Source organism: Youngimonas ophiurae (nom. illeg.) (genome assembly GCF_049803795.1).
Classification (GTDB): domain Bacteria; phylum Pseudomonadota; class Alphaproteobacteria; order Rhodobacterales; family Rhodobacteraceae; genus Thalassobius.
The window spans coordinates 124205-149845 of sequence record NZ_JBNAGJ010000004.1 but is presented as its reverse complement, the minus strand read 5'-3'; the positions used below and the strand labels follow the sequence as shown (position 1 = coordinate 149845).

23 protein-coding genes, 1 pseudogene and 1 riboswitch are annotated in these 25641 nt (G+C 62.5%); of the genes and pseudogenes, 10 read left to right on the top strand and 14 right to left on the bottom strand.

Annotated elements, in window-relative coordinates; all coding sequences use genetic code 11:
- Positions 1-7: 7 nt before the first annotated feature.
- The 3 genes from rnr (at position 8) to ACP15O_RS10600 (ending at position 4419) form a co-directional block, all read left to right on the top strand.
- Complete coding sequence (gene rnr, locus ACP15O_RS10610; protein WP_425096071.1) at positions 8-2272, top strand: ribonuclease R; 2265 nt, start codon at positions 8-10, stop codon at positions 2270-2272.
- 107 nt (positions 2273-2379) lie between these two features.
- The gene (locus ACP15O_RS10605; protein ID WP_425096070.1) at positions 2380-3723 is read left to right on the top strand and encodes a lytic murein transglycosylase; all 1344 of its coding nucleotides are present in this window, start codon (positions 2380-2382) and stop codon (positions 3721-3723) included.
- A gap of 35 nt (positions 3724-3758) precedes the next feature.
- A riboswitch (FMN riboswitch) is annotated at positions 3759-3905 on the top strand.
- A 79-nt stretch (positions 3906-3984) separates the two neighbouring features.
- Positions 3985-4419, top strand: coding sequence for a 6,7-dimethyl-8-ribityllumazine synthase (locus tag ACP15O_RS10600; RefSeq protein ID WP_425096069.1), 435 nt, complete (start codon positions 3985-3987; stop codon positions 4417-4419).
- A gap of 168 nt (positions 4420-4587) precedes the next feature.
- Here ACP15O_RS10600 and serB read toward each other — a convergent pair whose 3' ends face one another.
- The 4 genes and pseudogenes from serB to ACP15O_RS10580 form a co-directional block, all read right to left on the bottom strand.
- Positions 4588-5463: a phosphoserine phosphatase SerB gene (gene serB / locus ACP15O_RS10595; protein WP_425096068.1), complete on the bottom strand. Its 876-nt coding sequence runs from the start codon at positions 5461-5463 to the stop codon at positions 4588-4590.
- 139 nt (positions 5464-5602) lie between these two features.
- The gene (locus ACP15O_RS10590; protein WP_425096067.1) at positions 5603-6631 is read right to left on the bottom strand and encodes a tyrosine-type recombinase/integrase; all 1029 of its coding nucleotides are present in this window, start codon (positions 6629-6631) and stop codon (positions 5603-5605) included.
- A gap of 172 nt (positions 6632-6803) precedes the next feature.
- Positions 6804-7382: a hypothetical protein gene (locus ACP15O_RS10585; RefSeq protein WP_425096066.1), complete on the bottom strand. Its 579-nt coding sequence runs from the start codon at positions 7380-7382 to the stop codon at positions 6804-6806.
- A 137-nt stretch (positions 7383-7519) separates the two neighbouring features.
- A pseudogene (locus ACP15O_RS10580) lies at positions 7520-7864 on the bottom strand (hypothetical protein); the annotation flags it as partial.
- A 205-nt stretch (positions 7865-8069) separates the two neighbouring features.
- On the opposite strand from ACP15O_RS10580, the gene ACP15O_RS10575 reads away from it, so the two are divergent.
- Together ACP15O_RS10575 and ACP15O_RS10570 are read left to right on the top strand one after the other, a co-directional pair.
- Entirely contained in the window at positions 8070-8303 is a 234-nt protein-coding gene (locus tag ACP15O_RS10575; protein WP_425096286.1) for a helix-turn-helix domain-containing protein, read from the top strand.
- Entirely contained in the window at positions 8303-8542 is a 240-nt protein-coding gene (locus tag ACP15O_RS10570) for a hypothetical protein (RefSeq protein WP_425096065.1), read from the top strand. Before ACP15O_RS10575 ends, ACP15O_RS10570 begins: the two co-directional genes overlap by 1 nt.
- Before the next feature lie 5 nt (positions 8543-8547).
- Here ACP15O_RS10570 and ACP15O_RS10565 read toward each other — a convergent pair whose 3' ends face one another.
- Genes ACP15O_RS10565 through ACP15O_RS10530 form a run of 8 tightly spaced genes read right to left on the bottom strand, consistent with a single transcriptional unit; the run spans position 8548 to position 12849 of the window.
- Positions 8548-8742: a hypothetical protein gene (locus tag ACP15O_RS10565; protein ID WP_425096064.1), complete on the bottom strand. Its 195-nt coding sequence runs from the start codon at positions 8740-8742 to the stop codon at positions 8548-8550.
- Between the two features lie 36 nt (positions 8743-8778).
- Positions 8779-8952 (bottom strand): hypothetical protein, encoded by a 174-nt coding sequence (locus ACP15O_RS10560; RefSeq protein WP_425096063.1) that lies wholly within the window; start codon positions 8950-8952, stop codon positions 8779-8781.
- A 32-nt stretch (positions 8953-8984) separates the two neighbouring features.
- Complete coding sequence (locus tag ACP15O_RS10555) at positions 8985-10103, bottom strand: phage major capsid protein (protein WP_425096062.1); 1119 nt, start codon at positions 10101-10103, stop codon at positions 8985-8987.
- 2 nt (positions 10104-10105) lie between these two features.
- A complete protein-coding gene (locus ACP15O_RS10550; protein ID WP_425096061.1) occupies positions 10106-10444 on the bottom strand; it encodes an HNH endonuclease in 339 nt (112 codons plus the stop codon).
- The gene (locus tag ACP15O_RS10545) at positions 10441-10785 is read right to left on the bottom strand and encodes a head-tail adaptor protein (protein WP_425096060.1); all 345 of its coding nucleotides are present in this window, start codon (positions 10783-10785) and stop codon (positions 10441-10443) included. The genes ACP15O_RS10550 and ACP15O_RS10545 overlap by 4 nt, the downstream gene beginning before the upstream one ends.
- Positions 10773-11882, bottom strand: coding sequence for a terminase TerL endonuclease subunit (locus tag ACP15O_RS10540; RefSeq protein WP_425096059.1), 1110 nt, complete (start codon positions 11880-11882; stop codon positions 10773-10775). The genes ACP15O_RS10545 and ACP15O_RS10540 overlap by 13 nt, the downstream gene beginning before the upstream one ends.
- On the bottom strand, positions 11879-12412 hold the full coding sequence (locus tag ACP15O_RS10535) for a hypothetical protein (protein WP_425096058.1): 534 nt from the start codon (positions 12410-12412) through the stop codon (positions 11879-11881). Before ACP15O_RS10535 ends, ACP15O_RS10540 begins: the two co-directional genes overlap by 4 nt.
- Before the next feature lie 29 nt (positions 12413-12441).
- Positions 12442-12849, bottom strand: a complete 408-nt coding sequence (locus tag ACP15O_RS10530) for a hypothetical protein (RefSeq protein ID WP_425096057.1) — start codon at positions 12847-12849, stop codon at positions 12442-12444.
- Positions 12850-12890: 41 nt separating this feature from the next.
- On the opposite strand from ACP15O_RS10530, the gene ACP15O_RS10525 reads away from it, so the two are divergent.
- The 5 genes from ACP15O_RS10525 (at position 12891) to ACP15O_RS10505 (ending at position 18101) form a co-directional block, all read left to right on the top strand.
- A complete protein-coding gene (locus tag ACP15O_RS10525; RefSeq protein WP_425096056.1) occupies positions 12891-14033 on the top strand; it encodes a phosphoserine transaminase in 1143 nt (380 codons plus the stop codon).
- Positions 14034-14122: 89 nt separating this feature from the next.
- Entirely contained in the window at positions 14123-15715 is a 1593-nt protein-coding gene (gene serA, locus ACP15O_RS10520; protein ID WP_425096055.1) for a phosphoglycerate dehydrogenase, read from the top strand.
- 120 nt (positions 15716-15835) lie between these two features.
- Entirely contained in the window at positions 15836-16564 is a 729-nt protein-coding gene (locus ACP15O_RS10515) for a metallophosphoesterase family protein (RefSeq protein WP_425096054.1), read from the top strand.
- Between the two features lie 99 nt (positions 16565-16663).
- On the top strand, positions 16664-16825 hold the full coding sequence (locus ACP15O_RS10510; protein ID WP_425096053.1) for a hypothetical protein: 162 nt from the start codon (positions 16664-16666) through the stop codon (positions 16823-16825).
- A 100-nt stretch (positions 16826-16925) separates the two neighbouring features.
- A complete protein-coding gene (locus ACP15O_RS10505) occupies positions 16926-18101 on the top strand; it encodes an acetyl-CoA C-acyltransferase family protein (protein WP_425096051.1) in 1176 nt (391 codons plus the stop codon).
- A gap of 54 nt (positions 18102-18155) precedes the next feature.
- Here ACP15O_RS10505 and pbpC read toward each other — a convergent pair whose 3' ends face one another.
- Positions 18156-20189, bottom strand: coding sequence for a penicillin-binding protein 1C (gene pbpC / locus ACP15O_RS10500; protein ID WP_425096050.1), 2034 nt, complete (start codon positions 20187-20189; stop codon positions 18156-18158).
- A complete protein-coding gene (locus ACP15O_RS10495; protein ID WP_425096049.1) occupies positions 20186-25618 on the bottom strand; it encodes an alpha-2-macroglobulin family protein in 5433 nt (1810 codons plus the stop codon). The genes pbpC and ACP15O_RS10495 overlap by 4 nt, the downstream gene beginning before the upstream one ends.
- Positions 25619-25641: the final 23 nt, after the last annotated feature.

The following is a 25641-nucleotide window of genomic DNA, read 5'->3' as shown; positions in this document are numbered from 1 at the left end:
CAAAGACATGAGCCATTTGCCCTCGAAATCCGAGATTCTGGATTGGATCTCGGAGAACCCGACCCTTACTTCGAAACGTGACATCGCCAAGGCCTTTGGCATCAAGGGCGCTGCGCGTATTGATCTGAAACGGATCCTGAAAGAGCTGGAGGCCGAGGGCCATCTGGAAAAGCGCAAGAAAACCTATCGCGATCCGGACCGCCTGCCGCCCGTCAGCGTGCTGAAAATCCAAGAGATCGGCTCCGATGGGGATCTTTTCGCCAAGCCGATGGAATGGCAGGGCGAAGGGGTCGAGCCGCTGGTGCTGGTTATCCCGCGCGCCAGCGATCCGGCGCTTGGGGTCGGGGATCGGGTGCTGGCACGGGTACAAGAGGTGCGCGGCGAGGAATATCACTATACCGCGCGGCTGATCCGGCGGATCGGGCATAACCCGCGCAAGGTTCTGGGCGTGTTCCGCAAAGGATCCGAAGGCGGGCGTATCCTGCCGATCGACAAGGGCGACGGCAAGGAATGGCTGGTGCCCGAGGGGGCCTCGGGCGGGGCCAAAGACGGCGAGCTGGTCGAGGCCGAACAAAGCGGCCCCAAGGGCCGGCTGGGCCTGCCCCGCGCGCGGATCGTCAACCGTCTGGGCGATCCGACAGCGCCGCGCGCCGTGTCGCTGATCGCGATCCATCAGCATGGCATTCCCGATGATTTCCCCGATGCGGTAATCAAAGAGGCCAACGCGCAGAAACCCGCCGGCCTGAATGGGCGCGAGGACATGCGCGAGATGCCCTTGGTCACGATAGATCCGGCCGATGCGCGCGATCACGATGACGCCTGCTGGGCGCACGAGGATGACGACCCCAAGAATGAGGGCGGCTATGTCATCTGGGTCGCCATTGCCGATGTGGCGCATTACGTCACCCCCGGCAGCGCACTGGACCGCGAGGCGAAAAAGCGTGGCAATTCCAGCTATTTCCCCGACCGGGTGGTGCCAATGCTGCCGGACCGGCTGTCGGGCGATCTGTGCTCTTTGCACGAGGGCGTGCCGCGCGCCTGTGTGGCCGTGCGGATGCAGATCAACGCGCAGGGCGAAAAGATCGGGCATCGGTTTGTGCGCGGGCTGATGCGCTCGGTCGCGTCGCTGAATTACGCCGAAGTGCAGGCCGCTCGGGATGGCGCCCCCAATGACAAATGCGGCCCGCTGATGGAGGACGTGATTGACCCTCTCTATGAGGCCTATGCCCTGCTGGTGCGGGCGCGCAAGACCCGCCAGCCTCTGGATCTGGACCTGCCCGAGCGCAAAGTGATCCTGTCGGATGAGGGCAAGGTTCTGTCGGTCAATTTCCGTGACAGGCTGGACGCGCATAAGCTAATCGAAGAGTTCATGATCCTGGCCAATGTGGCCGCGGCCGAGACCCTGATCGCCAAGAAATCCCCACTGCTGTTCCGCGTCCACGAAGAACCCTCCCCTGAGAAGCTGGAGGCCCTGCGCGAGACGGCGCAATCTGCCGGGCTGCCGCTGGCCAAGGGGCAGGTGTTGCAGACCCGTCACCTGAACGCGCTGCTGAACGCTGCCGAGGGCACCGACCATGACGAGCTGATCAACATCTCCACCCTCAGGGCGATGACGCAGGCCTATTACAGCCCGGTGAATTTCGGACATTTCGGGCTGGCGCTGCGCAACTATGCGCATTTCACCTCGCCCATCCGGCGCTATTCGGATCTGATCGTGCACCGGGGGCTGATTTCCTCGCACGGGTGGGGCAAGGACGGGCTGACCTCCGAAGACATCGAGCGGCTGGAAAATACCGCCACCCATATCAGCGACACCGAGCGCCGATCCATGATGGCCGAGCGCGACACCACCGATCGCTACCTGGCGGCCTTTCTGTCTGAACGGGTGGGCAACGAATTCACCGGGCGGATCAGCGGCGTGGCCAAGTTCGGCGTCTTCGTGCGGATGGACGATACGGGGGCGGATGGTCTGATTCCGGTGCGGTCTCTGGGGCGCGAATATTTCCATTATGATCGCGACAGCAACACGCTGATGGGCTCGGACACCGGGCTGACCATCGGCATCGGCCAGCGCGTCACCGTCAAACTGCTGGAGGCCCTGCCCGTCACCGGCGGTATCGCGCTGGAACTGATCAGCCTGGACGGCAAAGACATGCCGCGCGGGCCCACCGGCTTTCGCGGGCGTGGCAAACCTCCGCGCCGCAAACAGGCCAGCACCCGCAAGAAATCGGCCAAAATCAAACGCAAGGTCGAACGCAAGCGCCGCAACTGATCAGCGGTCCGGCGCGGATTCCGGGGCGGCTGTATTTGTTTGCTTCCTCCGATGCCACATTCGCGTTAGAATCCGTGCAAGGTCAAAGAAAACAAAGAGGCCGGGCAATGCGTATCAAATTGTTCTTTGCTGCACTGGTTTTGCAGCCCCTGAGCCTGGCCGAGGCCAGCGTCAGCGAATCCCTGCGTCCTCAGGTCCGGCCGGGCCTGGAGCGTATCGAAACCGTTCAACCGGCGATCCTGACAAGCTCGGCCAGGCCTCAGGTGCGGCCGCAGGTGCGCTCTCAGGTGACGCTGGCCAGCGCCGATCAGCCGCGCGTTTCCACGTCGAATGCCGGGTTCCAGCGCTGGATCAAACGGTTCCGTGGCCGGGCAAACGCCGCCGGCATCACGAACCGCACCCTGGATCGGGCGTTTCAGGGCGTGCGCTATAATACCGACGTGATCCAGCGCGACCGCAACCAATCGGAATTCACCAAGACCCTGTGGGAATACCTGGACAGCGCGGCCTCGGATACGCGGGTGTCGAACGGCAAAAAGGCCCTGCGCGAACAGGGCCGCACCCTGCGCGCCATCGAGGCCAAATACGGCGTCGACAAAGAGGTCGTGGCCGCCGTCTGGGGCCTGGAAAGCGCCTATGGCACCTACCGCGGCAAGACCGACATCATCGAAGCCCTGGCCACCCTGGCCTATGACGGCCGGCGCGGTAAATTCTTCGAGGCGCAGCTGATCGCCGCCCTGAAAATCCTGCAATCGGGCGACGTGGCCCCGCGCAACATGACCGGATCCTGGGCAGGGGCCATGGGGCATACGCAATTCATTCCCACGTCCTATCTGGCCTTTGCGGTGGATTTCACCGGCGATGGCAAACGCGACATCTGGTCGGATAATCCAGCGGATGCGCTGGCCTCAACCGCCGCCTATCTGAAACGCCACGGCTGGGTCACGGGTCAGCCCTGGGGCGTCGAGGTGAAGCTGCCGCGCAATTTCAACTACGCGCTGGCCAATCGCAAGATCAAGAAAATGCCCAGCGAATGGGCCCGTCTGGGCGTGACGGATATGAACGGCCGGGCGGTGCGCAACCATGGGCAGGCGTCACTGCTGCTGCCCGCCGGATCGCAGGGCGCGGCCTTCCTGATCTTCAAGAACTTCTCGGTGATTGAACGCTATAATACCGCCGATGCCTATGTGATCGGGGTGGGCCACCTGTCGGACCGGCTAAAGGGTGGCCCCAAGATACAGGCCAAATGGCCCCGCGGCGACCGCGCCCTGACCTTCGCCGAGCGCAAAGAGCTGCAACGCCGCCTGACCGCCAAAGGCTTCAGCACCCAAGGCGTGGACGGCAAGATCGGCCCGCTGACAATCGACGCGGTGCGCGGCTATCAGCGCGCGCAGGGGATGACCCCCGATGGCTATCCTTCGCTGTCCTTGCTGAAAAAACTGCGCCGTTAAGCCTTGCCTGCGGGCCTTCTGGCCCCTAACGTCCCGCCTGTTCTCAGGGCGGGGTGAAATTCCCCACCGGCGGTAAGGGGCACACGCCCCAAGCCCGCGAGCGCCCCCGCTTTCGCGGGGGGTCAGCAGATCTGGTGCAATTCCAGAGCCGACGGTCACAGTCCGGATGAAAGAGAACGACAAAAAGGCGCGCATACTCGCGCCCTTTTCTTGTCGTTTTGACGCTCTGGGTGACGTGTCGGACAAGGAAAGGAGCCCCAGATGACACACACCCGCTATGCCTTTATCAAGGCCAACTGGCACTCAGACATTGTAGAAAACGCGCTGACAGGCTTCTGTCAGCTGATCCCCCCGGATCAGGTAGATGTCTACGACGTCCCAGGTGCCTTCGAAATGCCCCTGCTGGCCCGCGATCTGGCCGCCTCGGGACGGTACAAAGCCGTCGCCGCCGCCGCGCTGGTCGTCGATGGCGGCATCTATCGGCACGATTTCGTGGCCCAGGCCGTCGTAGACGGTCTGATGCGCGCCGGGCTGGACACGGGCACCCCCGTCCTCTCGGTCAGCCTGACTCCGCATCAGTTTCAGGACACCCCCCACCACACAGCCATCTACGCCGCGCATTTCGTGGAAAAAGGCCAAGAAGCCGCCCAGGCTGCGCTCATGATCACTCAAACCCGCGCCGCTCTGGCCGCCTGATGGCTTCTTTCTGATCCAAATACTCATGCCTCAGCCCGGCCACAGGCACACCGGGCCGAGGCCCCTTCCACCACCCAAAGCGGCCAGCCCGCGCCTTCCGATAGGGCGCCTCTTGGTGTTGACCCTGTTCAGCCCCCTTCTCGAGGCTGCGATGCTACTGGCGACGCCTTACCCCACGAACGCATCGCGCGCGTAGCCCTGCACATACAGCAAGGCGGTCAGATCGCCGTGGTTGATCCGCACGTCACATTCCGCCGCAACCGAAGGCTTGGCGTGCAGTGCAACGCCCGTGCCCGCGCGGCCCAGCATTCCCAGGTCGTTCGCGCCATCGCCCACGGCGATCACGTCTGCCTCGGTAATCCCCAGCCTGGCCGAGATCTTCTCCAACTGGTCAACCTTGGCCTGACGCCCCAGAATAGGCCGAGCCACGTCACCGGACAGCTGCCCGCCGTCCACCAGCAGCGTATTGGCGTGGTTCTCATCAAAGCCCAGCTCGTGCGCAACCTTGGCCGTGAACGCCGTAAACCCCCCCGAGACCAGCGCCGCATAGCCGCCATTGGCGCGCATCGTCGCCACCAGCTCTTTGCCGCCGGGCATCAGGGTAATGCGCTCGGCCAGAACCTTGTCGATGATCGCTTCAGGCAGGCCCTTCAGCAGACCCACGCGTTCGGTCAGCGCGCCTTCGAAGTCCAGTTCGCCGTTCATCGCGCGGGCGGTGATGTCTTTCACGCGGTCGCCCACACCGGCCTCGTCGGCCAGTTCGTCGATGCATTCCTGCTGAATCATCGTGCTGTCCATATCCGCCAGCAGCATCTTCTTTTTGCGGCCCTCGGTCGGCTGGATCACCAGATCCACCCCCATTCCTTGCAGATCGGCCCAAACGTCCCACTGATTATCCGGCAAACTGGCCAGCGGAAACTCGGCCGCCTCATCCGCAGACAGCCACACGGCATCCCCGCCGCCCCACGCATTACGCAGAGAATCAACCAGCGCCGCATCCAGATTGCGAACCGTAGGAGCAGTCAAAAGAGTGGCCACATACATAAGAAAGTTTCCGATCGTAGCTGTTGGACGTCGCAAATCGCGTTTCAAGCGGCGCTATAGCGGCATTTTTACCGTTGTGAAAGCTCTCTTCCCCCCTTACGTCGGTCAGCGGGACACCTCTCCCAACGAGGGTCACGGCTCATTCCGTTTTTTCCCTTTCTTTTCCATTAGTTGCATCTCGTTCAACACCTTGCTGTGTCACTTTTGTGTCAAACAGGGCATCCGTTACCGTGCGATCAGTCAGTGCATGTGCATAAGTCCGGAGCACGGTTGTCGCATCTTTCCAGCCCCCGCGTTCGGCCACGGTTTTCACATCGAACCCCCGGTGCAGCATCGAGGTGGCGAAGCCGTGGCGGCAGCAATGCGGTGTCAATTGTTCGATACCCGCCCGATCACAGACGTTCGCCCAGGGGCCTTTGACACTGCCCCGGCCCGCATATTTGAACACACGATCATCCGGGTTTCTGTTCGACGGAATAGCCGTGATGGCATTGACAAGCATCGGCTGGAGATGCGCGGTGCGTTCCCACGGGGTCGATTTGAACAGCATGAGCTTTGCGGTGCGACGATCAAGGTCCACATTCGTCCAAGTCAGTCGGCACGATTCACCGGCGCGAGCACCAGTGCCAAACATGAACACGCAAAGCGCCCCCAGATGCGGCAGATCGTCGATCACCGCCTGTGCGTAAAAACTCTGCACCCATTCCAGGGTCGCCGGGGTCTTTACCGCATTGGTTTCCGGGAAACGCTTCACAGAAACCCGCTGACACCAACCCAACCCAGCTGCGTGATTGATCGCGGCTTGCGTCGGTTTGATAACCTGCCGGTTCCAGGTCGCAGCACTGGCATTAGGATAAAGCTTTCGCGCGGCTTGCCGAATGGTCTCGGGGAACACCAATGCGACCGGAGTATCTTTCCAATGCGCGGCCAATTTCAGCAAGAAGCGGGCGGGTTTTTCAGCATCCAGATAAGCATGGAAGACCTGGGCCATCGTCAACGCTGCCCCCGGCCCTTCGAATTTACCCTGCCAGGCTTTGGCTTCGACTTCGGCTTTGACGCGCTCAGCGATTTTTCGGTCAGACGTTTTGCAAGACCCTCGTAGTCGCCTTCCGGCAACTGAACCACGGTAGTGCCAGATGTTGCCGCGCTGGTAGAGGGTGAGGGGCATTGCCTGATCCCTTCCATGAGTTTCTGAATGTCTTCGGCCAGCAAGATCATCTTGTTGCCCAACTTGCGGCACGCCCCCAGACGCTGCGCAGTCTCCCGTAAGGTCCGCTCGGGAACCCCAAAGTGCGAAGCCACATCCTCAGGGCTGAAATGATCTGGCAATTGAGCGGTCATTAGGCTTGCCCTTCTTCGGGCAACAGACCGACACCGATCATCAAGAAACTGGAGCCAGAAATAGAGCGTTCAGTGCGCACACCACCCTTGATAGGAGTGTATCCCTCCACGGGACGAAAGCCGTCAGGGGTGCGGACCATTACCTCCCCCTTGAAGGGAACAACCAATTCCCCAACAATCTCACGCCCCTCCATTTTCCATTGGTACAATTCGGCCAGGACTTCAAAATGGAAAACGCGCAAATGAAACACATTTTCATCGTGCCACTTGCAGCTTGCTTCAATGCCGACCGTTGATGGCAACGAGAAGATATGTGCCAACACCTCTTCTAGGGTCTCACCCTGAAACAGCTCGGAAAATTGATCTGGCTGGATAACCTCATAGCCACGGATTCTTTTCTTGAAGGTCGGGGAATACTTGATCTGACCAAACCGCTTGACCCTCTCGACACACTGGGAAGGGCTATCCGTTGTCAGAATCGCCAAGGTAAGTCGGGCGGCATCCATGGCCGTCATCTCGGGCGCATTCCGCCCTCGCGCGCCGGTAGTCAGCAACCCAGCCTCTTTCAGCAGGCGCATATACCGTCACCGTTTTTTCCGGCGTCGTGTATGCGCTGGCGATCAATTTGTTAAACTCAGCAGATTTCATTCTATTTGTGTAAAACACAAATCAACCAACGCCAATTCTATTTGTCTCAAACACAAATATGCCTTCTTCACGCATGTGTTTGCCCACACCTGCTACCAACCATGTGCGAACATGACTTGGAGCCTCCTGAGTTTTTCGAATCCGGCCAAATCATCCATTCGATTTTACGGGTCACGGGCATGGTTGGTTGGCAAACGGCGATTGCTACTGAAAAGCCAGATCGTACCAGTACCTCGATGTAAGGCGTGGTTGAGCCGACGAATTGCGCGGCAGAGCCTTCCGCTGAGACAAAGCGGCTATCGGCAGGCATTGCACACATAGGAATGGGAGTGCCGTCTTTGAGCGCCCCGCGATGGGTCAAGGCAACGTCTAAAATCGGAGCGGCACAAACGGCGTCCGCGCCCCATGCCTCAAGGAAGCCCCCATCTCAAGAAACAAGAGTGCCGAGGGCACTTCCGCCTTAAGACGCAGATAGTCGCGGAACAAATGTGAATTGGGCCAAAGGTCATCGTTCGCGCAAGCGCGTTCATAAGTCATTGTCAGGGTCTCCTGATGGGGGTATCAACAATTATTGTCGATATAGGGGTGAGACCGATGCGTCAACAATTTTTGTCGATATGACACCTGCACAATGCCGAGCCGCTCGGGCGCTCATCGGAATGACACAGACAGAATTGGCGAATGCGGCGGGCTTTGGCCTCTCTACAATCGTGGACTTTGAGAAGGAACGTCGCATCGTATCCACCACCGCCCAAATCAGGATGCTAGAAGCTCTTGAGGGGGCCGGGGTGGAGTTTATCGCAGAAAATGGTGGAGGCGCGGGCGTCCGCTTGAAAACAAGGAGCAAATGATGATTGAGGGCGGAAGGAATTACTCGCTGGTCATGCTAGAGCTGACCGACGCTGGCTATGACAAGGTGACTACCAGTGTGACGGTCACGGGCCGCGAAGGCAACCTGATCGAGGTGAACGGATGCGAGGTCATCAACACCGCATCCCCCCTATTTCACTCCTTGATCGACACTGAGGGCCAGAAAGCCCACTTTGCCAAGCTGCACTCCGATTTCGAGGCTGCGTTAAAGGGCAGCTGATCTCCCTATTGCCCCCAATCCACCATGCGCATGGCCCCGGCCAGGTCACCGGGCGGAATGCCCGCCTCTTTGGCTTCGGCCATTGTCTTGACGATTGCCGACAGAGCACGGGCGCGTCCGCCTGCGTCGAAGGCTTGCAAGGGGCGGATCGTGTCCACGGTCACGGCCTGGCCCAGCTTGGCGGTGGCTTCCTGCGCCAACAATTGGGCGACGGGTTGCAGGGTCCACAGGGCCAGCTAGCGCTGCGCCTCGCGGACCACGGGGCCGGTGGCCGCAGGGTTCAGCAATGAGGGCAACACACCATAGGCCATGAGGATGCCCGCCCGCGCGGCGGTCAGGGTCTCGGCCGTCATGGATTTGGACAGATCGGGCGACAACTGGTCGGGCTTCTGACCCAGTTGGGGGTTCATCCCCGCCGCCGTTGCCTGGGCCACGCCCTCGATCACCAGAGTGGAGCCACGCCGCCCGCGCGGGTGGTCAGCAGCGAAGAGGTGGACAGGGGCGATCCCGAAGGCTCGGCCAGGCCGTTATTCGTCATGGCGATATTGCCCGCCGGGATGTTCTTCACCAGGCGATCCCATTCCGTCACGGCGGTGCCGGGGATCAGAACCCCGTCCAGATAATCCCACAGCTCGGGCCGGATCAGGGCGCGCACCGCATCGGGCGATCCGGCGGTATTGGCGGTCATGAACCGGGTCACGGCAGCACGGAAAGCGGCCCAGCTCGCCTGTGCGTCAATCGCGGTGGACGTGATCCCATACGTGGCCGCGCCGGTGATCACACCCAAGGGCTGACCATTGGCCCCGCTGCCCTGGAATACAGCGTGATCCAGCGCGACGCCCATGGCCCCGTTCATGTCACGCCGCACAGCCTGTTCCAGTGCTGCGCCGGTCTGTTTCAGGGCCTTGCGGGTGATTTTCATCTGAATGCCAAGGTTATGGTCCGGCGCCATGGATTTGTCCGTGGTCGCATAGGCGCTGGGTCCAGCCACATTTTCGGTCTCGCCATCGGCCCAGCCTGCGGTGACGCTGGAGGTGGTCACGGGCCATTCCACCGCGCCCGCGTCAATGTTGATCATCTGCGCCCCCATGCGCGCGGCCACACTATCGGGGAACAGCCGGTCAATGATCGGGCGCGTCTGGGTCGGGGTCGGCGTCCCATCGGCCACGGTTTCCCCGGCGCGGACTTCCAGCGCTTGCCACGGCACCGGCACACCCCGGAACCCGCCCTGTTCGCGCAGTTCCTGCACAATCTCGGCGGTCTGGCCGCTCAGTTGCCGCCCTTCATCCAGGGCCAGCGCAACCTGACGCAGCTCGAACCCGGCCATCATCTCGGCCCATTCCTGCGCAGAACGGGTTTCCAGATCGGCCCCGGCCTCGCGGCGTTCTGTATCCTCGGCAATCAACGCCGCGCGGTAACGGGTTTCGTTCTGGCGGTATTCCCGGTCCAGATCCTCCATGCTGCGGATCTCGTCGTCGCTGGGGCTTTCCTTGCCTGCCAGCTCGGACAGTTTCTGGCGGATTTCGCTTTGCCGCCGCGCGATCTTCACACTTTCAAGCATCTTCATTCCTTTGGCTTGAGTTGGGTTTTGCCGGGGCGCTCCAGCGCCTCGACCGCATTCCGCCAATCCTGGCGGTCCTCTCGGGGCGGGGGATGCCCGCACTCGATCCGTGTTTTTCGGGTGTGGCAACTGGGGCAAAGCGCCTGAAGGTTGCCGGGGTCGTAGGACAATTCCGGGTGGGTCCGAACGGGCTTGATATGGTCCACCTCAAGCCGCCCACCGCAGCCGCAGGACCGGCACCGGAACCGATCCCGTTCCAGAATTTCCATGCGCAGAACCTGCCAGCGTTTGGTCCGCGTCACGCGCTTGGAATAGCGGTGGTGATCACGCCGGACACTCATGAGAACGGGTCCATTTTGGCTGTGAACTCGATGAATGCGCGACCGGGCGGAACCTCTTTGATGCCCGTGATGTCGAAAATATCGCCTTCATGCACCACACGATCCCAGTGCAGAACATCGCGGGTCAACGTGCTGGAGCGGACGATAAATCGGACGATCAGAATGTTCGTTTTCATCCCGGCCAGTATCTTTTCCTGATCGGAAATATCCCGGCGGCGCGCATAGACCGGACCGCCAAGGTCTTGCCAATCAGGGACGCGGCGCAAACCATCGTCTTCGGTGCCAACGTCGCGCCGAAACTGGATACGGCGATTGAGTTGGGAAGCGTTCAGGTCATCCAATGGATTCTCGCTTTCTGTCTGGGTTGCGCGGCGATCCGTGCGCCCTGGGCGACGGCCAGCACCGTGGCCGATGCCGCGTCGATCCGGCCCGTGGACCGCGCTTTGGTGAGTTTGAGATTGTTGGCGTCGTCGCGTTTGCAGACCGCATCCGCGAAAGCAGAGCGCAGCAGAAGCGACGGTTCGGCTTTCACCTGGCCGTCAAACACCGCCCGGCGAAAGCGTTCGCAATCCTCGCCCCCGTCGCGGAACCCCTGCCCCCGCCATGCCAGCGGCGCGCGGATGCCTGCACGATTCAACCCTTCGGACAGCTCGGCCTGTTTGTAACGGTCCATGGTGATTGCGCTGACGGTCTCGCCTTCGACATGGCGCAACACCTCGGCCAGCCATGGGGCCACCGGCACCGTCCGATCCCCCAGCACCGTCAGTTCCCCGCGGTCCTGCATTTTGACATAGCGGTCTGAGACGCCATCGGACTGGCCCCGATCCAGCAAAGAAGGGGCAGACGGGAACGTGCCCAGGCATTCCAGCCGTCCGGTTTCCGGCCAGTAGAACGCCGCCGCCGTCATCGAGGCCGATCCGCCCAGGTCGATCCCGATCACCACGCCGCCCTGGCGCGGGGGCAAATTGGCGGTCTCGCAGGCCAGCCATTCGTCCATGGTAACCAGCAGTTCACGGGTTTCCCCCGACACGCGTTCATTGCGGTTGTAGAGCCGGAAACTGGTAAGGCTGGAGCCGCCGCGCGCAATCGCCCGTTTGGCCTGTGCCTCCAGCCAATCCATGGACGCGCCGATCCCGTATTCCGAACCGGGATTGGCGATCAGCAGCGATTCCCGATCATCCGCAGGCAAGCCGGGGGACGGGCGATGCTCCTGGACATAGGAACCGGGCAAGGGATCGTCGATCCACCGGGAAAACGGGTGCGTGTCGTCGCTGGCGCTGGTGCTGATCAGAAAGGCCCGCCCGCCGCGCTTACCCATGCCCGACAACAGCGCATGTTCCAACTCGTCGCCGCGATCCAGCGCCCAATGCCCTCGTTCGTCCATGATCACCATTGTGGGAGCGCCGCCCAGGGCCGATTTGCCATCCGCCGCGATCACGCGCAGGACATGCCCGCCGCGAAACCGGCTGCAAAGTCCCAGGCGATTTTGCCCTGGTCACGGGTTCGCGCGGCCACCACGATTTCCCGGCGCGGCTGACGATCCCACACGCCCAGCAGACCGCCCAGAGCGATCCCTGCCGTCAGCGCGGTTTTGGCATTGCCGCGCCCGATGCTGAGAATGGCGTTGGACACGTCCGGGGCCATTGCGCCTTCGATGAATTGGCGCTGAAACGGGGCCAGCTTGACCGGCTTCCCGGCGTTCGGCCCCTCGGGAATGGACAGTCTATGCATGAAGCGCATAGCTCTTTCGGCGGCGGTCAGATCGGCGGAATTTTCCTCGGGCGCGAAAAGAGAAAACTCTCCTCCCCGGTCCCGTGCATTCAGCAGATCGGCGGCATTGGGACCATTTCCAAAGAGATCGGCTTGCAACTGATCCGATCCGCGTTGGCTCAACGGCTCGGAAGCGGGCGGCAGCTTCGATCCATCCGCCTTGCGCCACTCTCTTTTTTTCTTTGTCGCGTCGCTCATTCAATCCTCTTTCACGCGTCTCTCTTCGTTCAACCGTTGCTCTGTCCTCCCCTGGCCCAAACCATGTCTTCGACGTCATCGGGCAGCGAGGTCAGCGCAGCGATGGCAAGACAGGCGCGCTCCTGGACTGTCATGCGCGCCGTGATGACCGTGACGAAGCCAATCCATGCGTCGGCGGTGCCAAGCGTCAGCACATAACCCAGCACCCGCGCAACACGCTTGTGGGTCGGGGCCATAAAACGGGAGAGAATCGACTTTGTGCGCGGAGCTTCCGCCGTGATCGCAGTCGGATTTGCTGTGTCAGTTTTGTGTCGCTGATTGCGGGTCGTTCCCGCATTGTTCGGCGCAAAGCTGCACGAAATCGCGCTGTTTTTAGCGATCTCATCTTTCCCTATTGCTTTTTTTTCTAGGGTTTCATAGGTCCGTTCGTGGGACACCTCTCCCCAACGAGAGGCGCTTATCTGGAAGGGTAGCATTCATGGCTATTGAACAACCGGCAACGCGGCCGGCTAATCCGCGTTTTTCCTCGGGCCCCTGTGCCAAAATCCCCACATTCTCGCTGGATCTGCTGTCGGACGCCGCCTTGGGCCGGTCGCACCGTGCCGCCATCGGCAAGGCCAAGCTGAAGGATGCCATCGAAGGCACCCGCGAGGTACTGGGCATCCCCGCAGACTATAAAATCGGCATCGTGCCCGCGTCGGACACTGGCGCCGTGGAAATGGCCCTGTGGTCGCTGCTGGGCGCGCGTAAGGCTGAGATGGTCGCGTGGGAATCCTTTGGTTCGGGCTGGGTCGCCGATGTTGTGAAACAGCTGAAGATCGACGCCGAGGTGAAAACCGCCGAATACGGCCAGATCGTTGACCTGAGCACCATCGATTTCAACAACGACGTCGTGTTCACCTGGAACGGCACCACCTCGGGTGTGCGTGTTCCCAACGGTGATTTCATCCCCGCCGACCGCGAAGGCCTGACCATCTGCGACGCCACCTCGGCCGCATTCGCAATGGACCTGCCCTGGGACAAACTGGATGTGACCACCTTTAGCTGGCAGAAGGTTCTGGGCGGCGAAGCGGCCCACGGCATCCTGATCCTCAGCCCACGCGCGGTGGAACGTCTGGAAAGCTACACCCCCGCATGGCCGCTGCCGAAGATTTTCCGCCTGACCAAGGGCGGCAAGCTGATCGAGGGCATCTTTACCGGCGCCACCATCAACACCCCCTCGATGCTGGCCGTCGAGGATTACCTGGTCGCGCTGGACTGGGCCCGTTCCGTGGGTGGCCTGCAAGGCCTGATGGGCCGCGCCAATGCCAACGCGCAGGCCGTGTTCGATTTCTGCGACGCCAAGCCCTGGATCGCCAACCTGGCCGAGGATGAAGCCACGCGCTCGAACACCTCGGTCTGCCTGAAGTTCACCGATGACCGCATTCAGGACGGTGCCGCCTTTGCCAAGGCCGTGGCCAAACGCCTGGAGGCCGAAAACATCGCGCTGGACATCGGTGCCTATCGCGACGCCCCCGCGGGCCTGCGCATCTGGTGCGGCGGCACGGTTGAGACCTCGGACATCGAGGCGATGCTGCCCTGGCTGGAATGGGCCTTCGAGGCCGAGATCGCAGCCCAATAAGTGATGACTGCCCGGCGGTAACGCCGGGCCGTTCCCCCACTTCATCATTCATGGCCCACTCGGCCACCCGACATCAAAGGACCAAACACATGGCCCCCAAAGTTCTCGTATCTGACAAACTGTCCGAAACCGCCGTTCAGATCTTCCGTGATCGCGGCATCGACGTTGATTTCCTGCCCGACGTGGGCAAGGACAAGGAAAAGCTGGCCGAAATCATCGGTCAGTATGACGGCCTGGCGATCCGCTCGGCCACCAAGGTCACCCCCTCGCTGCTGGAGCACGCCGACAAGCTGAAAGTCGTCGGCCGCGCCGGGATCGGCACCGATAACGTGGACAAAGAGGCGGCCTCGAAAAAGGGTGTGATTGTGATGAACACCCCCTTCGGCAACATGATCACCACTGCCGAGCACGCCATCGCCATGATGTTCGCCGTGGCCCGTCAGATCCCCGAAGCCTCGGCCAGCACCCATGCCGGCAAGTGGGAAAAATCGAAATTCATGGGCGTTGAGCTGACCAACAAAACCCTGGGCGTCATCGGCGCCGGCAACATCGGTGGCATCGTGTGCGACCGTGCCAAGGGCCTGAAAATGAAGGTCATCGCCTTCGACCCGTTCCTGTCCGAGGAAAAAGCCGACAAGATGGGCGTGGAGAAGGTCGAGCTGGACGATCTGCTGGCGCGCGCCGATTTCATCACCCTGCACGTGCCGCTGACCGATGGCACCCGCAACATCCTGTCGGCTGAAAACCTGGCCAAGACCAAAAAAGGCGTGCGCATCATCAACTGTGCCCGCGGCGGCCTGGTGGACGAAAACGCCCTGGCCGAGCTGCTGAAATCCGGCCACGTCGCTGGCGCAGCCTTTGACGTCTTCGCCGAAGAGCCCGCCAAGGAAAACGTGCTGTTTGGCCTGCCCAACGTCGTCTGCACCCCGCATCTGGGCGCCTCGACCACCGAGGCACAGGAAAACGTGGCCCTGCAAGTGGCCGAGCAGATGTCGAACTACCTGCTGGATGGCGCGGTTGAAAACGCGCTGAACCTGCCCTCGATGACCGCCGAAGAAGCTAAGGTCATGGGCCCCTGGGTTGCCCTGTCCGGGCATCTGGGCAGCTTCATCGGGCAGTTGACTGATGAACCGATCAAAGCCATCAACATCCTGTACGATGGTGTTGTGTCCGAAATGAACCTGCCCGCGCTGAACTGCTCGGTCGTGGCAGGGATCATGAAGAAATCGAACCCCGATGTGAACATGGTCTCGGCCCCTGTTGTTGCCAAGGAACGCGGGATTCAGATCAGCACCACCAATCAGGACAAATCGGGCGCGTTCGAGGGCTATGTCAAAGTGACCGTCGTCACCGACAAGCGGGAACGCTCGATCGCGGGCACCGTGTTCAGCGATGGCAAGCCGCGTTTCATCCAGATCAAAGGCATCAACATCGACGCCGAAGTGGGCGAGCACATGCTCTACACCACCAACGAAGATGTCCCCGGCATCATCGGTACTCTGGGCGGTGTTCTGGGTAAAAACGGCGTCAACATCGCCAACTTTACCCTGGGCCGCGCCGCCGCGGGTGGCGAGGCGATTGCCCTGCTGTATGTGGATGATTCGCTGAACCAGACTACGCTGGACGCGCTGGCGGAAACCGGCCTGTTCAAGCAGATCAAGCCTCTGGAATTCAACGCTTAATCGTTGCAAAATCTGAACATAGGCCCCGTCCAGCATCCGTTGGGCGGGGCTTTTTATCTGCACGCAATTGCCGTTCGTTCCCCCCTGCCCTAGGGTGCCTCAAACCGGCAGGAGCCCCCAATGCCCCCCATTTACGCCGTTGGCGATATTCATGGTCAGTATGACATGCTGGAAACCGCCCTTCAGCGGATCGAGGCCGACGGCGGCCCGGACTCGAAGATCGTGTTTCTGGGGGATCTGGTGGATCGGGGGCCGGGCAGTGCTAAGGTCATTCAGCGCCTGATGGAGGGCCAGGCCGCCGGTCGGGACTGGACAATCCTGTGCGGCAATCATGATGACCTGTTCCACGGCTTCGTTTCCAAGGGGATTGACCTGGACCCGCGCGTTTTGTCTGGCGTGCCATGGACCGGCCCTCGGATCGGGGGTCGGGCGACGCTCGAATCCTATGGCATGTCCGATCTGGATCGCCCCACAGATGAGCTGATCGCCGAGGCGCAGCAGACCGTCCCCCAGGCCCATCTGGATTTTCTGGCCAACCTGCCCACACATCTGCTGCTTGGAGATCTGCTGTTTGTCCATGCCGGCATTCGCCCCGGCATTTCCCTGCAGAATCAAAACCCCGATGATCTTATGTGGATTCGCGGAGAATTCCTGAATGATCCTCGCCCGCATCCCTGGCTGGTCGTTCACGGGCACACAGCCGTCCAGGCCCCCGAACACCGGGGAAATCGCGTCAATCTGGACGGGGGGGCAGGCTATGGCCGTCCGCTCACCACCGCTATTTTCGAGGGACAGAAAGTGTGGACTCTGGACGTCTTCGGGCGCGCCGAACTGTTACCAAGCGCATAAAACTCGATGGATTTGCCACAATCCTGACACCGATACTGCCCGATTTTCGGTGCGATCCCATCCCACGATTTGGACAGAGTTCAATGAAAGGGATCCACCATGTTCTATCAGAAAATTGACCCGGCCGACGCCGAGAAGCTGATGCCCGAAGTGCTGGCCGAGGCCGCCGCTCGGGGGAAAACAGACAAGACGGACGAGCCCGGCGTCCTGCGTCTGCTGCGTGAATTGACCCAAAGTAACCTGTTCACCGCGCAAGATTGATAAAGTGCCCCACCGTTCCTTCGGTGGGGATCTATTTTCTGCTGTTTCGCACATCATGTCTGCGCTAGCTTCGCCCAGACTTCAGCCGAGGAGAGACAGCATGACTGATATCGTAATTCTGGACGGTGCCCGCACCGCGATTGGCACATTTGGCGGATCGCTGGCCGGCACGCCCCCCACGCAACTGGGCGCCCTTGTCACCAAAGAGGCCATGACCCGCTCGGGCGTTGAGCCAGACCAGATCGGCCACGTGGTCTTTGGCCATGTCATCAACACCGAGCCTCGGGATATGTACCTGTCGCGCGTTGCCGCCGTCGAGGCCGGGATTCCCAACACCACACCCGCGATGAATGTGAACCGGCTGTGTGGCTCGGGCGCGCAGGCGATTGTATCGGCCACGCAGTCGCTGATGCTGGGCGACGCGGATTTCGCCGTCGCCGGTGGGGCCGAGAACATGAGCCGCTCGCCCTATATCATTCAGGATCAGCGCTGGGGTCAGAAAATGGGCGACATCCGCACCGTGGACATGATGCTGGGCGCGCTGAACTGCCCGTTCGGCACCGGCCACATGGGGATCACCGCGGAAAACGTGGCCTGCGAACATGACGTGACCCGCGAACAGATGGACGCCTTTGCTGCGGAATCGCAGCGCCGCGCGCTGAACGCGATCGAGCAGGGCTATTTCAACAGCCAGATCGTGCCGGTCGAAGTAAAGGTGAAACGTCAGGTGGTGGAATTCGCCGCCGATGAACACGCCAAACCCACCACCGAGGAAACCCTGGCCAATCTGCGCCCCGCGTTCAAAAAGGACGGTCTGGTCACGGCGGGCAATGCCTCGGGTCTGAATGACGGGGCGGCCGCGATTGTGATGGCTCGCGCCGAGGCAGCCGAGAAGGCCGGGCTGAAGCCCAAGGCCCGCGTCCTGGGCTATGCTCATGCCGGCGTGCGCCCCGAGGTGATGGGCATCGGCCCTGTCCCGGCGGTGGAAAACCTGATGGCCAAGACCGGCCTGAGCATCAGCGATTTCGACGTGATCGAATCGAACGAGGCTTTTGCCGCGCAGGCTCTGGCCGTGAACAAGGGGCTGGGTCTGGACCCCGCCAAGGTGAACCCGAACGGCGGCGCGATTGCGCTGGGGCATCCGATTGGCGCCACCGGCGCGCTGATCACCATCAAGGCCCTGTATGAACTGGAACGTATCGGTGGCTCTAAGGCGCTGATCACCATGTGCATCGGCGGCGGTCAGGGCATCGCCATCGCCATCGAGCGCCTGTAATCCATACGGCACAGAATGCACGAAGGGCGGGGATTTCCCCGCCCTTTTCGTTGCTTATTCCACCCGGATCTGCACCCGGTCCGAGCGCCCCTGCGCGTCGATCACCGACAGGGTGACAAAGCCTTTGCCCACCCCTTGCAACGCCAGTTCGCGGTCACGCTGCCCCACCGCCAGCGGCTGCCCATTGGCCAGGACGGTAAAGGGCGGCACCCCATCGCGCAGCTTCACAACCACCCCAAGATCCCCCAGCGGCAGCCGGGCTCCGTCTGGGGGGAAGGCCAGTTTCGGCGCGTCGTTTTGCGGCTCCCACACGGCATTGCGCCCGCGAAACCGGCGCAGGGGCTGCGGTAACAGAGAGGCTCCGACCAGCAGGGTTTCAGCAGGCGGCGGGCCCAGCGGATCCAGTTGCGGTTTCAATCGCTGGAAGGCTTCGAACAGAACGGGGGCGGCGATGTCACCGCCAAAGACACCGGGCACCGGGGTGCCATCGGGCCGTCCGATCCACACACCGATGACATGCGCCCCGTCATAGCCTATCGCCCAGGCATCGCGGTGGCCGTAAGAGGTGCCCGTCTTATAGGCCAGACGATTGAGCGGCGCTCCGGGCGGGGGGGGCATGGCGGACAGAATATGCCCGACCTGCCAGGCAGCCGAGCGGCTGACCACGCGCTGCGGCTTGGCCTCGGAGGGCTGCGCACGAAGCGCCACGGACCGCCCGCCATTGCCAAGCGCCGCATAAAGCTGCACCAGGTCGTGCAGACTGACGCCAACCCCGCCCAAGGATACCGCCAGGCCCGGCTTGCCCCCCGGCACCACAGGTTGCGCGCCCGAACGGCGCAAGGCAGCCATCAACCGAAGCGGGCCGATCTCTTGCGTCAGCAGAACCACGGGGATGTTCAAAGACAGGCGCAGGGCTTTGGCCACTTTGATGTCGCCTCGGAACTGGCCGTCAAAATTCTGCGGTCTGTAACTGCCAAAGGCGACGGGCCGATCTTGAATCAAGGTTTCGGGATGGGCCAGCCCCTGATCAAAGGCCATCGCATAGACCAGCGGCTTCAGGGTCGAACCGGGGGACCGCAGGGCGCGAGTCATATCGACAAACCCCTGGCCTTTGCCCCCCGCATAGCCCGCCGACCCGACCGAGGCCAAGATCTCTCCGCTGTGAATATCGGCGGCCAGAATCGCGATGGACAGTTCGGCCTGTTTCCCATGCAGGCTGTTGCGCGCCAGCCTTTCCAACTGCTTTTGCAGGGTGGCATCCAGTGTCAGATCGTGGCGCTGGCGGTCCGGGTTTTGCGCCAGCACACGATCCGCCAGATGCGGGGCAAGCGCAGGGAAATCACGGCGGTGATGCGGGATCGGATCCAGGCGGGCGGCTTGCAGGTTTTCCGCGCTCAGCACCCCGTCACGGTGCATCCGCCACAAAACCCGTTCCCGTGCCGCACGCGCCGTGTTGCCGGGCCGATCCGGACGCCGGGCCTCGGGGGCCTGCGGCAAAGCCACCAGCAGCGCCGATTGCGCCGGGGTCAGCCGGGCGGGCTCTTTGCCGAACCACGCAAGCGAGGCGGCGCGCAGCCCCTCCAGATTTCCGCCATAGGGGGCCAGCGACAGATAGAGATTCAGAATTTCGGCCTTGCTGAGCCGTTGCTCCAGCGCCAGCGCCACCCGAAGCTGACGGATTTTCCCGGCCCAGGCGCCGGTGGTGCCGTCCTCCAGCAAACGGGCGACCTGCATGGTCAGCGTAGACCCGCCCGAGACAATGCGCCCATGCCAGATCGCCTGCCCAGCTGCACGCAGCGCCGCCCAGGGGTCAACGCCAGAATGTCGATAGAACCGCCCGTCCTCATAGGCAATCAGCATCCGCAGGAAACGCGGGTCCACCCGATCCACCGTCACGGGCAATCGCCACAGACCATCCGCCACCGTATAGGCGCGCAGCAACTGCCCCTGCCGGTCGCGCAGCTCGGGTGAATAGGCGATGGCCGTCGAGGGCAGATCCGTCTGCGCCACCCAGCGATCGAACCCATCGCGCAGCCCGGCCCCGATCAGCAGGGCCAGGACGCAGACAAAGGGGAAAACCCGCCTCATTCCGAGACCGCCACCCGGCCTGTTTCAGTACGGGCATGGTATTGCGGGCGGTACATGTCCTCGACCGTGGCGGCCGGATGATGGAAGGCCCCAGGCGAAATCGCACGCACGATATAGGCCAGCTGGAAGGGCTTATCGCGCCGCCAGTCCACCGCGGCCAGGAACCGATCCGCGCGGAACTCGGCCATATCGGCATAGGCCGTATCCAGCCAATCCATCTGCCGGATGTCCCCCGAGCGCAGCAGCGACGGATTGTCGATCTCCAGGCCCGCAGGCAGAGGATCGTTCACCATCAGCCGTGCGCCGCCCTTTTCAAACGGCGTGACGGTCAGCACCACGACCAGACGCTCGCCGGTTTTGATCCCGTCCAGCTGGCGTTCGACACCTTCGGGGGTGTAGTAGCGCCGCGCGATCCCATAGCCATAGCCCCCTGCGGGCAGCGGCACCTCGGGCACGCCGGTTGTGGTCAGCGTGATCTGCACCGGCGCGGCGCGGGTATTGCGGATCAGGGCGGGCTGGCTGCCGACCTCGTCCTCCAGCATCCGGACCAGCGGGCCGGTGGCGGGGGCACCGTCGATCTCCAGCCCCGAGACACCGGGATCGGTGACCATCGCCTGAGCCGCCATCAGCGCCCAGACGGATTCCTGCGTGGACAGACCCCGCCCGGCCGCGCCGATCCGGCTGGCCAGAGCGTTTGAATCCACGGCACTGGACCCGGATTCAACCGCCAGCGCCAGAACGCCCGCCGCATCCCGCAGATGGGTGCCGTAATCGGCGCGCCACAGGTTCGGGCCTTTGGGCGCGTCCGGCTGGATCATCCGCGCGGCACGGGTGAACATCGCATCGGCGCGGGTCTGATCACCATAGGCCGCCAGCGCCGCCCCCAGCTGCGCCGCCGCCAGGGGGGTGCTGAACGCATCGCCTTTGACATCGGCGTAATACCGCAGATCGCTCATCGAGGCGGCCCCCTCGCGCGCCAGCACCAGCAGCGCATAGGCAATTTCCTGGCCGCCACTGTCGAAATCAGCGGCATAGTTCAGCCGGTTGCGCAGATTGTCCATCGCCAGACGGAAGGCCAGATCCGGCACCGTATGGCCGGCGGCACGCGCCCGCGACAGGAAATCGCTGACATAGGCATCCAGCCAGAAATCATCCGATTCTGCGCGCCACAGACCGAAGGCTCCATTGCTGGATTGCCGCGTCAACACACGGTCCACCGCCTGGGAAATACGCTTGTCGATGTCGATGCTGTTGCCCAGCCCCATCGCCTGCGCGACCGAGGACAGATAAAGCAGCGGCATCGCCTTGCTGGTGACTTGCTCGGTGCAGCCATAGGGGTAGCGATTCAACGAGGCCAGCAACGCCGGCGCATTCAGCGCGGCCAGAGGCCCGGCGGTAAAGGTCGCCTGCCCCGTACCGGCCTGCATCCCGGCAAAGACATTTCTATCCAGCATGAACGTATCGCCCGACGCCAGCTGCAACCGCTGCGTTGTAGAGACCGCCGGATCGTTCTGGCGCACCGGGACGGTCAGCTCTTTGACCAACTGGCGGCCATCGGGCGTGGTCAGCGCCACGCGGATCACGTGATCCCCCACATCCCCGGCCGTCACCGGCACGGACAGGACTTCTTTGGCCTTTTCCGACAGCTCCAGCCCCGACGGAAGTGCGCTGGCCAGCGTCACCCCAGTGGCCGAGACATCCAGCCCCATGCGTCCCGCAGGGCCAGTGGCATGGACGATCTCCAGCAGCAGACGGCTGGTATCGCCGGGCGCCAGGAAACGCGGCAGGCTGGCGGTGATCACCACCGGATCACGGACCAGAACGTCCGCCTCGGCCTGCCCGACAGCCGTATCGGACCAGGCAATCGCCATCAGCCGCACGGTGCCGTTAAAGGCAGGCAGGTCAAAACTGACCTCGGCCCGGCCATCGGTGCCCACCTGCACGGGGCCGCTGAAATAAGCGACCAGTTCCTCGGTCGGCGGGGGCGATTGGAACCGCCCACCCGCAGCGGCATCCCCACCCGAGCGCACCTGCCCCAGCGCACCGTTCATCCCGTCGATCAACCGGCCATAGACATCGCGGATTTCCACGCCCAGACGGCGCTGGCCAAAGTAATGCCCAGACGGATCGGGCGATTGGAACCCGGTCAGGTTCAAAATACCCACATCCACGGCGGCCACGGTGACATAGGCGGTCTCGCCTTCGCGGATACCATCAACCTGCACGGCGGCTTGCAACGTCCCGCGCGGATCGGCCTGAGGCGGCGCGTCGAACCGCACGTTCAGCTGCTTTTCCCCCGGATCGATCTGCGCATAGGACAGCCCCATGGCCCGCGCCGGATTGCGCCCTGCGGCCACATCCATCGGACGGATCACCGAGGCCGAGACATAAGCGCCAGCCCCCCATTCATCCGTGACATCCAGCGGGATCAGGTTCTCGCCTTTCTGAACCTGTACGGTTTTCATTGCGATCACCCGGTTGGACATGACCGTCACCAGCGCCGTGCCCGCATAGCGCGGCACGATCCGCAGCGTCGCCGTGTCCCCGGATTCGTAATCGGGGCGGTCCAGCGACAGTTCCAGCATGTCAGGCGTCGTGGTCACATCGGCGGGCGCATACCAACCGGCCGCATAGCTGGCCGAGGCCGACACGCTGTCATCCTCCAGGCTTTGCACGACCAGCTCGTAGCGGCCCCATTCGACTGGCGCAGTCACGGTCAGCGGATCGGTGCCCAGCATCACATCGCCCGAGGCCACGCGTTTGCGGGTGGTAATCGGCTCCCACTCCCAATTGCCGTATTGCTGATACCACTGATAGCGGCGCTCGACCCGGTTGATCGTCCAGCGCACCTGCATCGGCGCAGGGGTCAGCGTGCCATCCAACCCGATAATCTGTAACGCGGCCTCGGTCCCTTCGGGGACAACGCCATCAAACAGCGGTTTGATCCCGATCAAGGGCTTTTCAGGGGCCAGAACGCGGGTTTCCTGCCGTTCAACAGGACGGCCCGAGCCTTCGTACATCGACACGGTGATCCGCGCGGACAAAGGCCCGTTTACCTCGGCCATATTCCCGATATTCAGCGGCAGGCGCAATTTACCATCGGCATCGGTGACACCATCGCCCAGATATTCTGTCCGGGGGCTGAAACGGCGATCATAGCGGCCAAACCGATAACCGGGGTAGGCCTCCAGCACCGAGGTTTCGGACAAACGGGCCAGCGCCTCGGCCTTCAGCCCGGCACCGGGCGCGCCGAACAGATACCGCGCCGTCAGATCCAACGAGGGCTCCTCTGCCAGACGCAGCGTGCCCTCGGGCAGCCCCATGTCAAAGTCGATACGTTCGGGCAGGAAATCCTCGACCAGGAATTTCGCCGTGCTAAGCGGCGCGGCCTGCGTGTCGGCCTTGATCGCCAGCCGCCAGGTGCCGCGCGGCACGGTCGCGCCCAAAGGCATCTGGAACACATGCCCCCCCGCCATATCCCGAGCGGACAGATGCCGCGCATATTCCACCCCATCGGGACGCGTCAGAATCGCGGTGATCGGCAGGCCGGTTAGCGAACGCGCCACCCCATCGCGGGCCAGAACCGTGGCATAGACGGTTTCACCCGCGCGATAGGCGCCACGATCGGTGCTTAGGAACACGTCAATCGGCGGGGCGGGCTCGCGCCCTTCGACACCCCGATCAGACAGGTCAAAGGCCGGATCCTTCAGCGACAGGAAGGCAATGTCCTGATCGCCCTTTTCCACCACCAGAAGCGCAGGAGCACCACCGCCCGTGCCACGCGTCAGCCCGGCCTCGAATAGCGCGTGGCCGTCGGCGTCGGTCTGAACGGTATCCAGCACCCGGTTAGCAGAGGATAGCAGGGAAACCTTGACGCCTGCCTCGGCCTGCGCGGTTTTCAAAGACCGCACGAACACGTGCATTCCGTCCACGCCCGACAGGCTGCTGACCCCCAGATCCGACAGCACAAACCATTGCGTCGCGCCCGGATCGTCATAGGGATCGCCCCCCGGCACAGCTGCGGACAGCGCGTAAATCCCGGCAGGCAGATCGCGGATCACATCGCCCATCGGCAGGCGGGTGGTCATGTCACGGTTCAGTTCAGACTGAACCTGACCACTGCCGGTCCAGATGTCCTCGGCGATTTCAGAGGAAAACTCGCGCTCTTCCCAATAGGTCAGAGGCCGCCCGAAATAGCTATCCTGAATGGCGCGCAGCAGGTTGCGGTCACTGACCCGGCGCAGTTTCAGGGCGACCTCGGACAGGTTCACGGTTTCAATCGGCAGGCCCGCGTCCTCCGTGCGCGGCAATACATACCCGCGCCCCGGAAAACGGATCGAGGGCGAACGGTCACGCACATACAGCGTCAGATCCACGTCCTTGATCAGTTTTTCACCGCTTTGCGCCGGCAGACCCGCGCGAAAGGTCAACCGATAGCGATTGCCATGCTCGGCCCCTTCGACGCAGATTTCATTGCCCGAGGCCTGCACCGCCATGCCCGATTCCGGCAGCCGCAGATAGGTGGCATAATCCACGCCGGTTTTCACCAGAGGTTCCGAGAATTCAGCGCAGATACGCGGGGTGGCCAGATCATTTTCAACCTTGTGATCCGTGATCCGAAACCCGTATTTGGCAATCGCCTTGTCCAAAGTCTCTTGGATATCCTGACGGTTCGGCTGTAGCTGTTGCGCCAGGCGCAGCGCATGGATCATATCGCGGCCCCGGCTGGATTTCTCCAGCGCGTCCGCCATGATTTGCAAAGCGCTGACCTGCTGGGCCGCGTTCTGAGCCCGCAGGTAAGCATTGACAGACCCCAACCGCGCACGATCTGCATATTTCCGGCGATCCGCGCTTTTCTTGGTCTGGATCAGCAGGGAAAGCCGTGCATATTCCGCCCACAGATCGCTGCGATCCAGATTCGCCACCGCGCCCCCCGTCCAGCGCATCGTATTCAGCCAGTCTCCGGCGGCCCGGCTGGTCTGCGCCGCATCCAGCAACTCGGCCGCGGAATATTGCCCCAAGGGATGCACCCCCCCGATCCGATGGGCCTGCTCTAACGCGCGCTTCATGTCCGAAGTGCCCACAAAGCCCAGATCCCCGGCCCGCAGAGCGGCCAGATCCTTGGTGGCTTGGCTGGCGACAACCACCTCGGCCGACCAGGCGCCATCATAGGGCTGACGGTCCGACACGCTGGATTTGGCAAAACAGGCCTTGGACCGGCTGTTAAAGGTAAAGGCCCGGCAATTGTCATCCGCCAGGCACATGTTCACACAGGACTGATAGGTCGTATCGAACAATGACCCCAGATCGGCCCCATAGAAATCCACGTTGCTGGTCACGATCAGACGTTTGTCCGGCACCTCATCTGCGGCCACGGCCGCAGACATGCCAAGAAAGGCCGACAAAACGGCACTCAGAATACGGCGCATGAAAACTCTCCTCTAACAATGCG

Coding starts and splice junctions, on each gene's coding strand:
- pbpC (WP_425096050.1), bottom strand. CDS start 20,189: ATGAGGCGGGTTTTCCCCTTTGTCTGCGTCCTGGCCCTGCTGATCGGG.
- serB (WP_425096068.1), bottom strand. CDS start 5,463: ATGTATGTGGCCACTCTTTTGACTGCTCCTACGGTTCGCAATCTGGAT.
- ACP15O_RS10510 (WP_425096053.1), top strand. CDS start 16,664: ATGTTCTATCAGAAAATTGACCCGGCCGACGCCGAGAAGCTGATGCCC.
- ACP15O_RS10515 (WP_425096054.1), top strand. CDS start 15,836: ATGCCCCCCATTTACGCCGTTGGCGATATTCATGGTCAGTATGACATG.
- rnr (WP_425096071.1), top strand. CDS start 8: ATGAGCCATTTGCCCTCGAAATCCGAGATTCTGGATTGGATCTCGGAG.
- ACP15O_RS10570 (WP_425096065.1), top strand. CDS start 8,303: ATGATTGAGGGCGGAAGGAATTACTCGCTGGTCATGCTAGAGCTGACC.
- ACP15O_RS10605 (WP_425096070.1), top strand. CDS start 2,380: ATGCGTATCAAATTGTTCTTTGCTGCACTGGTTTTGCAGCCCCTGAGC.
- ACP15O_RS10560 (WP_425096063.1), bottom strand. CDS start 8,952: ATGAACCCCCAACTGGGTCAGAAGCCCGACCAGTTGTCGCCCGATCTG.
- ACP15O_RS10585 (WP_425096066.1), bottom strand. CDS start 7,382: ATGCGCCTGCTGAAAGAGGCTGGGTTGCTGACTACCGGCGCGCGAGGG.
- ACP15O_RS10550 (WP_425096061.1), bottom strand. CDS start 10,444: ATGAGTGTCCGGCGTGATCACCACCGCTATTCCAAGCGCGTGACGCGG.
- ACP15O_RS10505 (WP_425096051.1), top strand. CDS start 16,926: ATGACTGATATCGTAATTCTGGACGGTGCCCGCACCGCGATTGGCACA.
- ACP15O_RS10535 (WP_425096058.1), bottom strand. CDS start 12,412: ATGAGCGACGCGACAAAGAAAAAAAGAGAGTGGCGCAAGGCGGATGGA.
- ACP15O_RS10495 (WP_425096049.1), bottom strand. CDS start 25,618: ATGCGCCGTATTCTGAGTGCCGTTTTGTCGGCCTTTCTTGGCATGTCT.
- ACP15O_RS10600 (WP_425096069.1), top strand. CDS start 3,985: ATGACACACACCCGCTATGCCTTTATCAAGGCCAACTGGCACTCAGAC.
- ACP15O_RS10590 (WP_425096067.1), bottom strand. CDS start 6,631: ATGCCCCTCACCCTCTACCAGCGCGGCAACATCTGGCACTACCGTGGT.
- ACP15O_RS10575 (WP_425096286.1), top strand. CDS start 8,070: ATGACACCTGCACAATGCCGAGCCGCTCGGGCGCTCATCGGAATGACA.
- ACP15O_RS10555 (WP_425096062.1), bottom strand. CDS start 10,103: ATGCTTGAAAGTGTGAAGATCGCGCGGCGGCAAAGCGAAATCCGCCAG.
- serA (WP_425096055.1), top strand. CDS start 14,123: ATGGCCCCCAAAGTTCTCGTATCTGACAAACTGTCCGAAACCGCCGTT.
- ACP15O_RS10525 (WP_425096056.1), top strand. CDS start 12,891: ATGGCTATTGAACAACCGGCAACGCGGCCGGCTAATCCGCGTTTTTCC.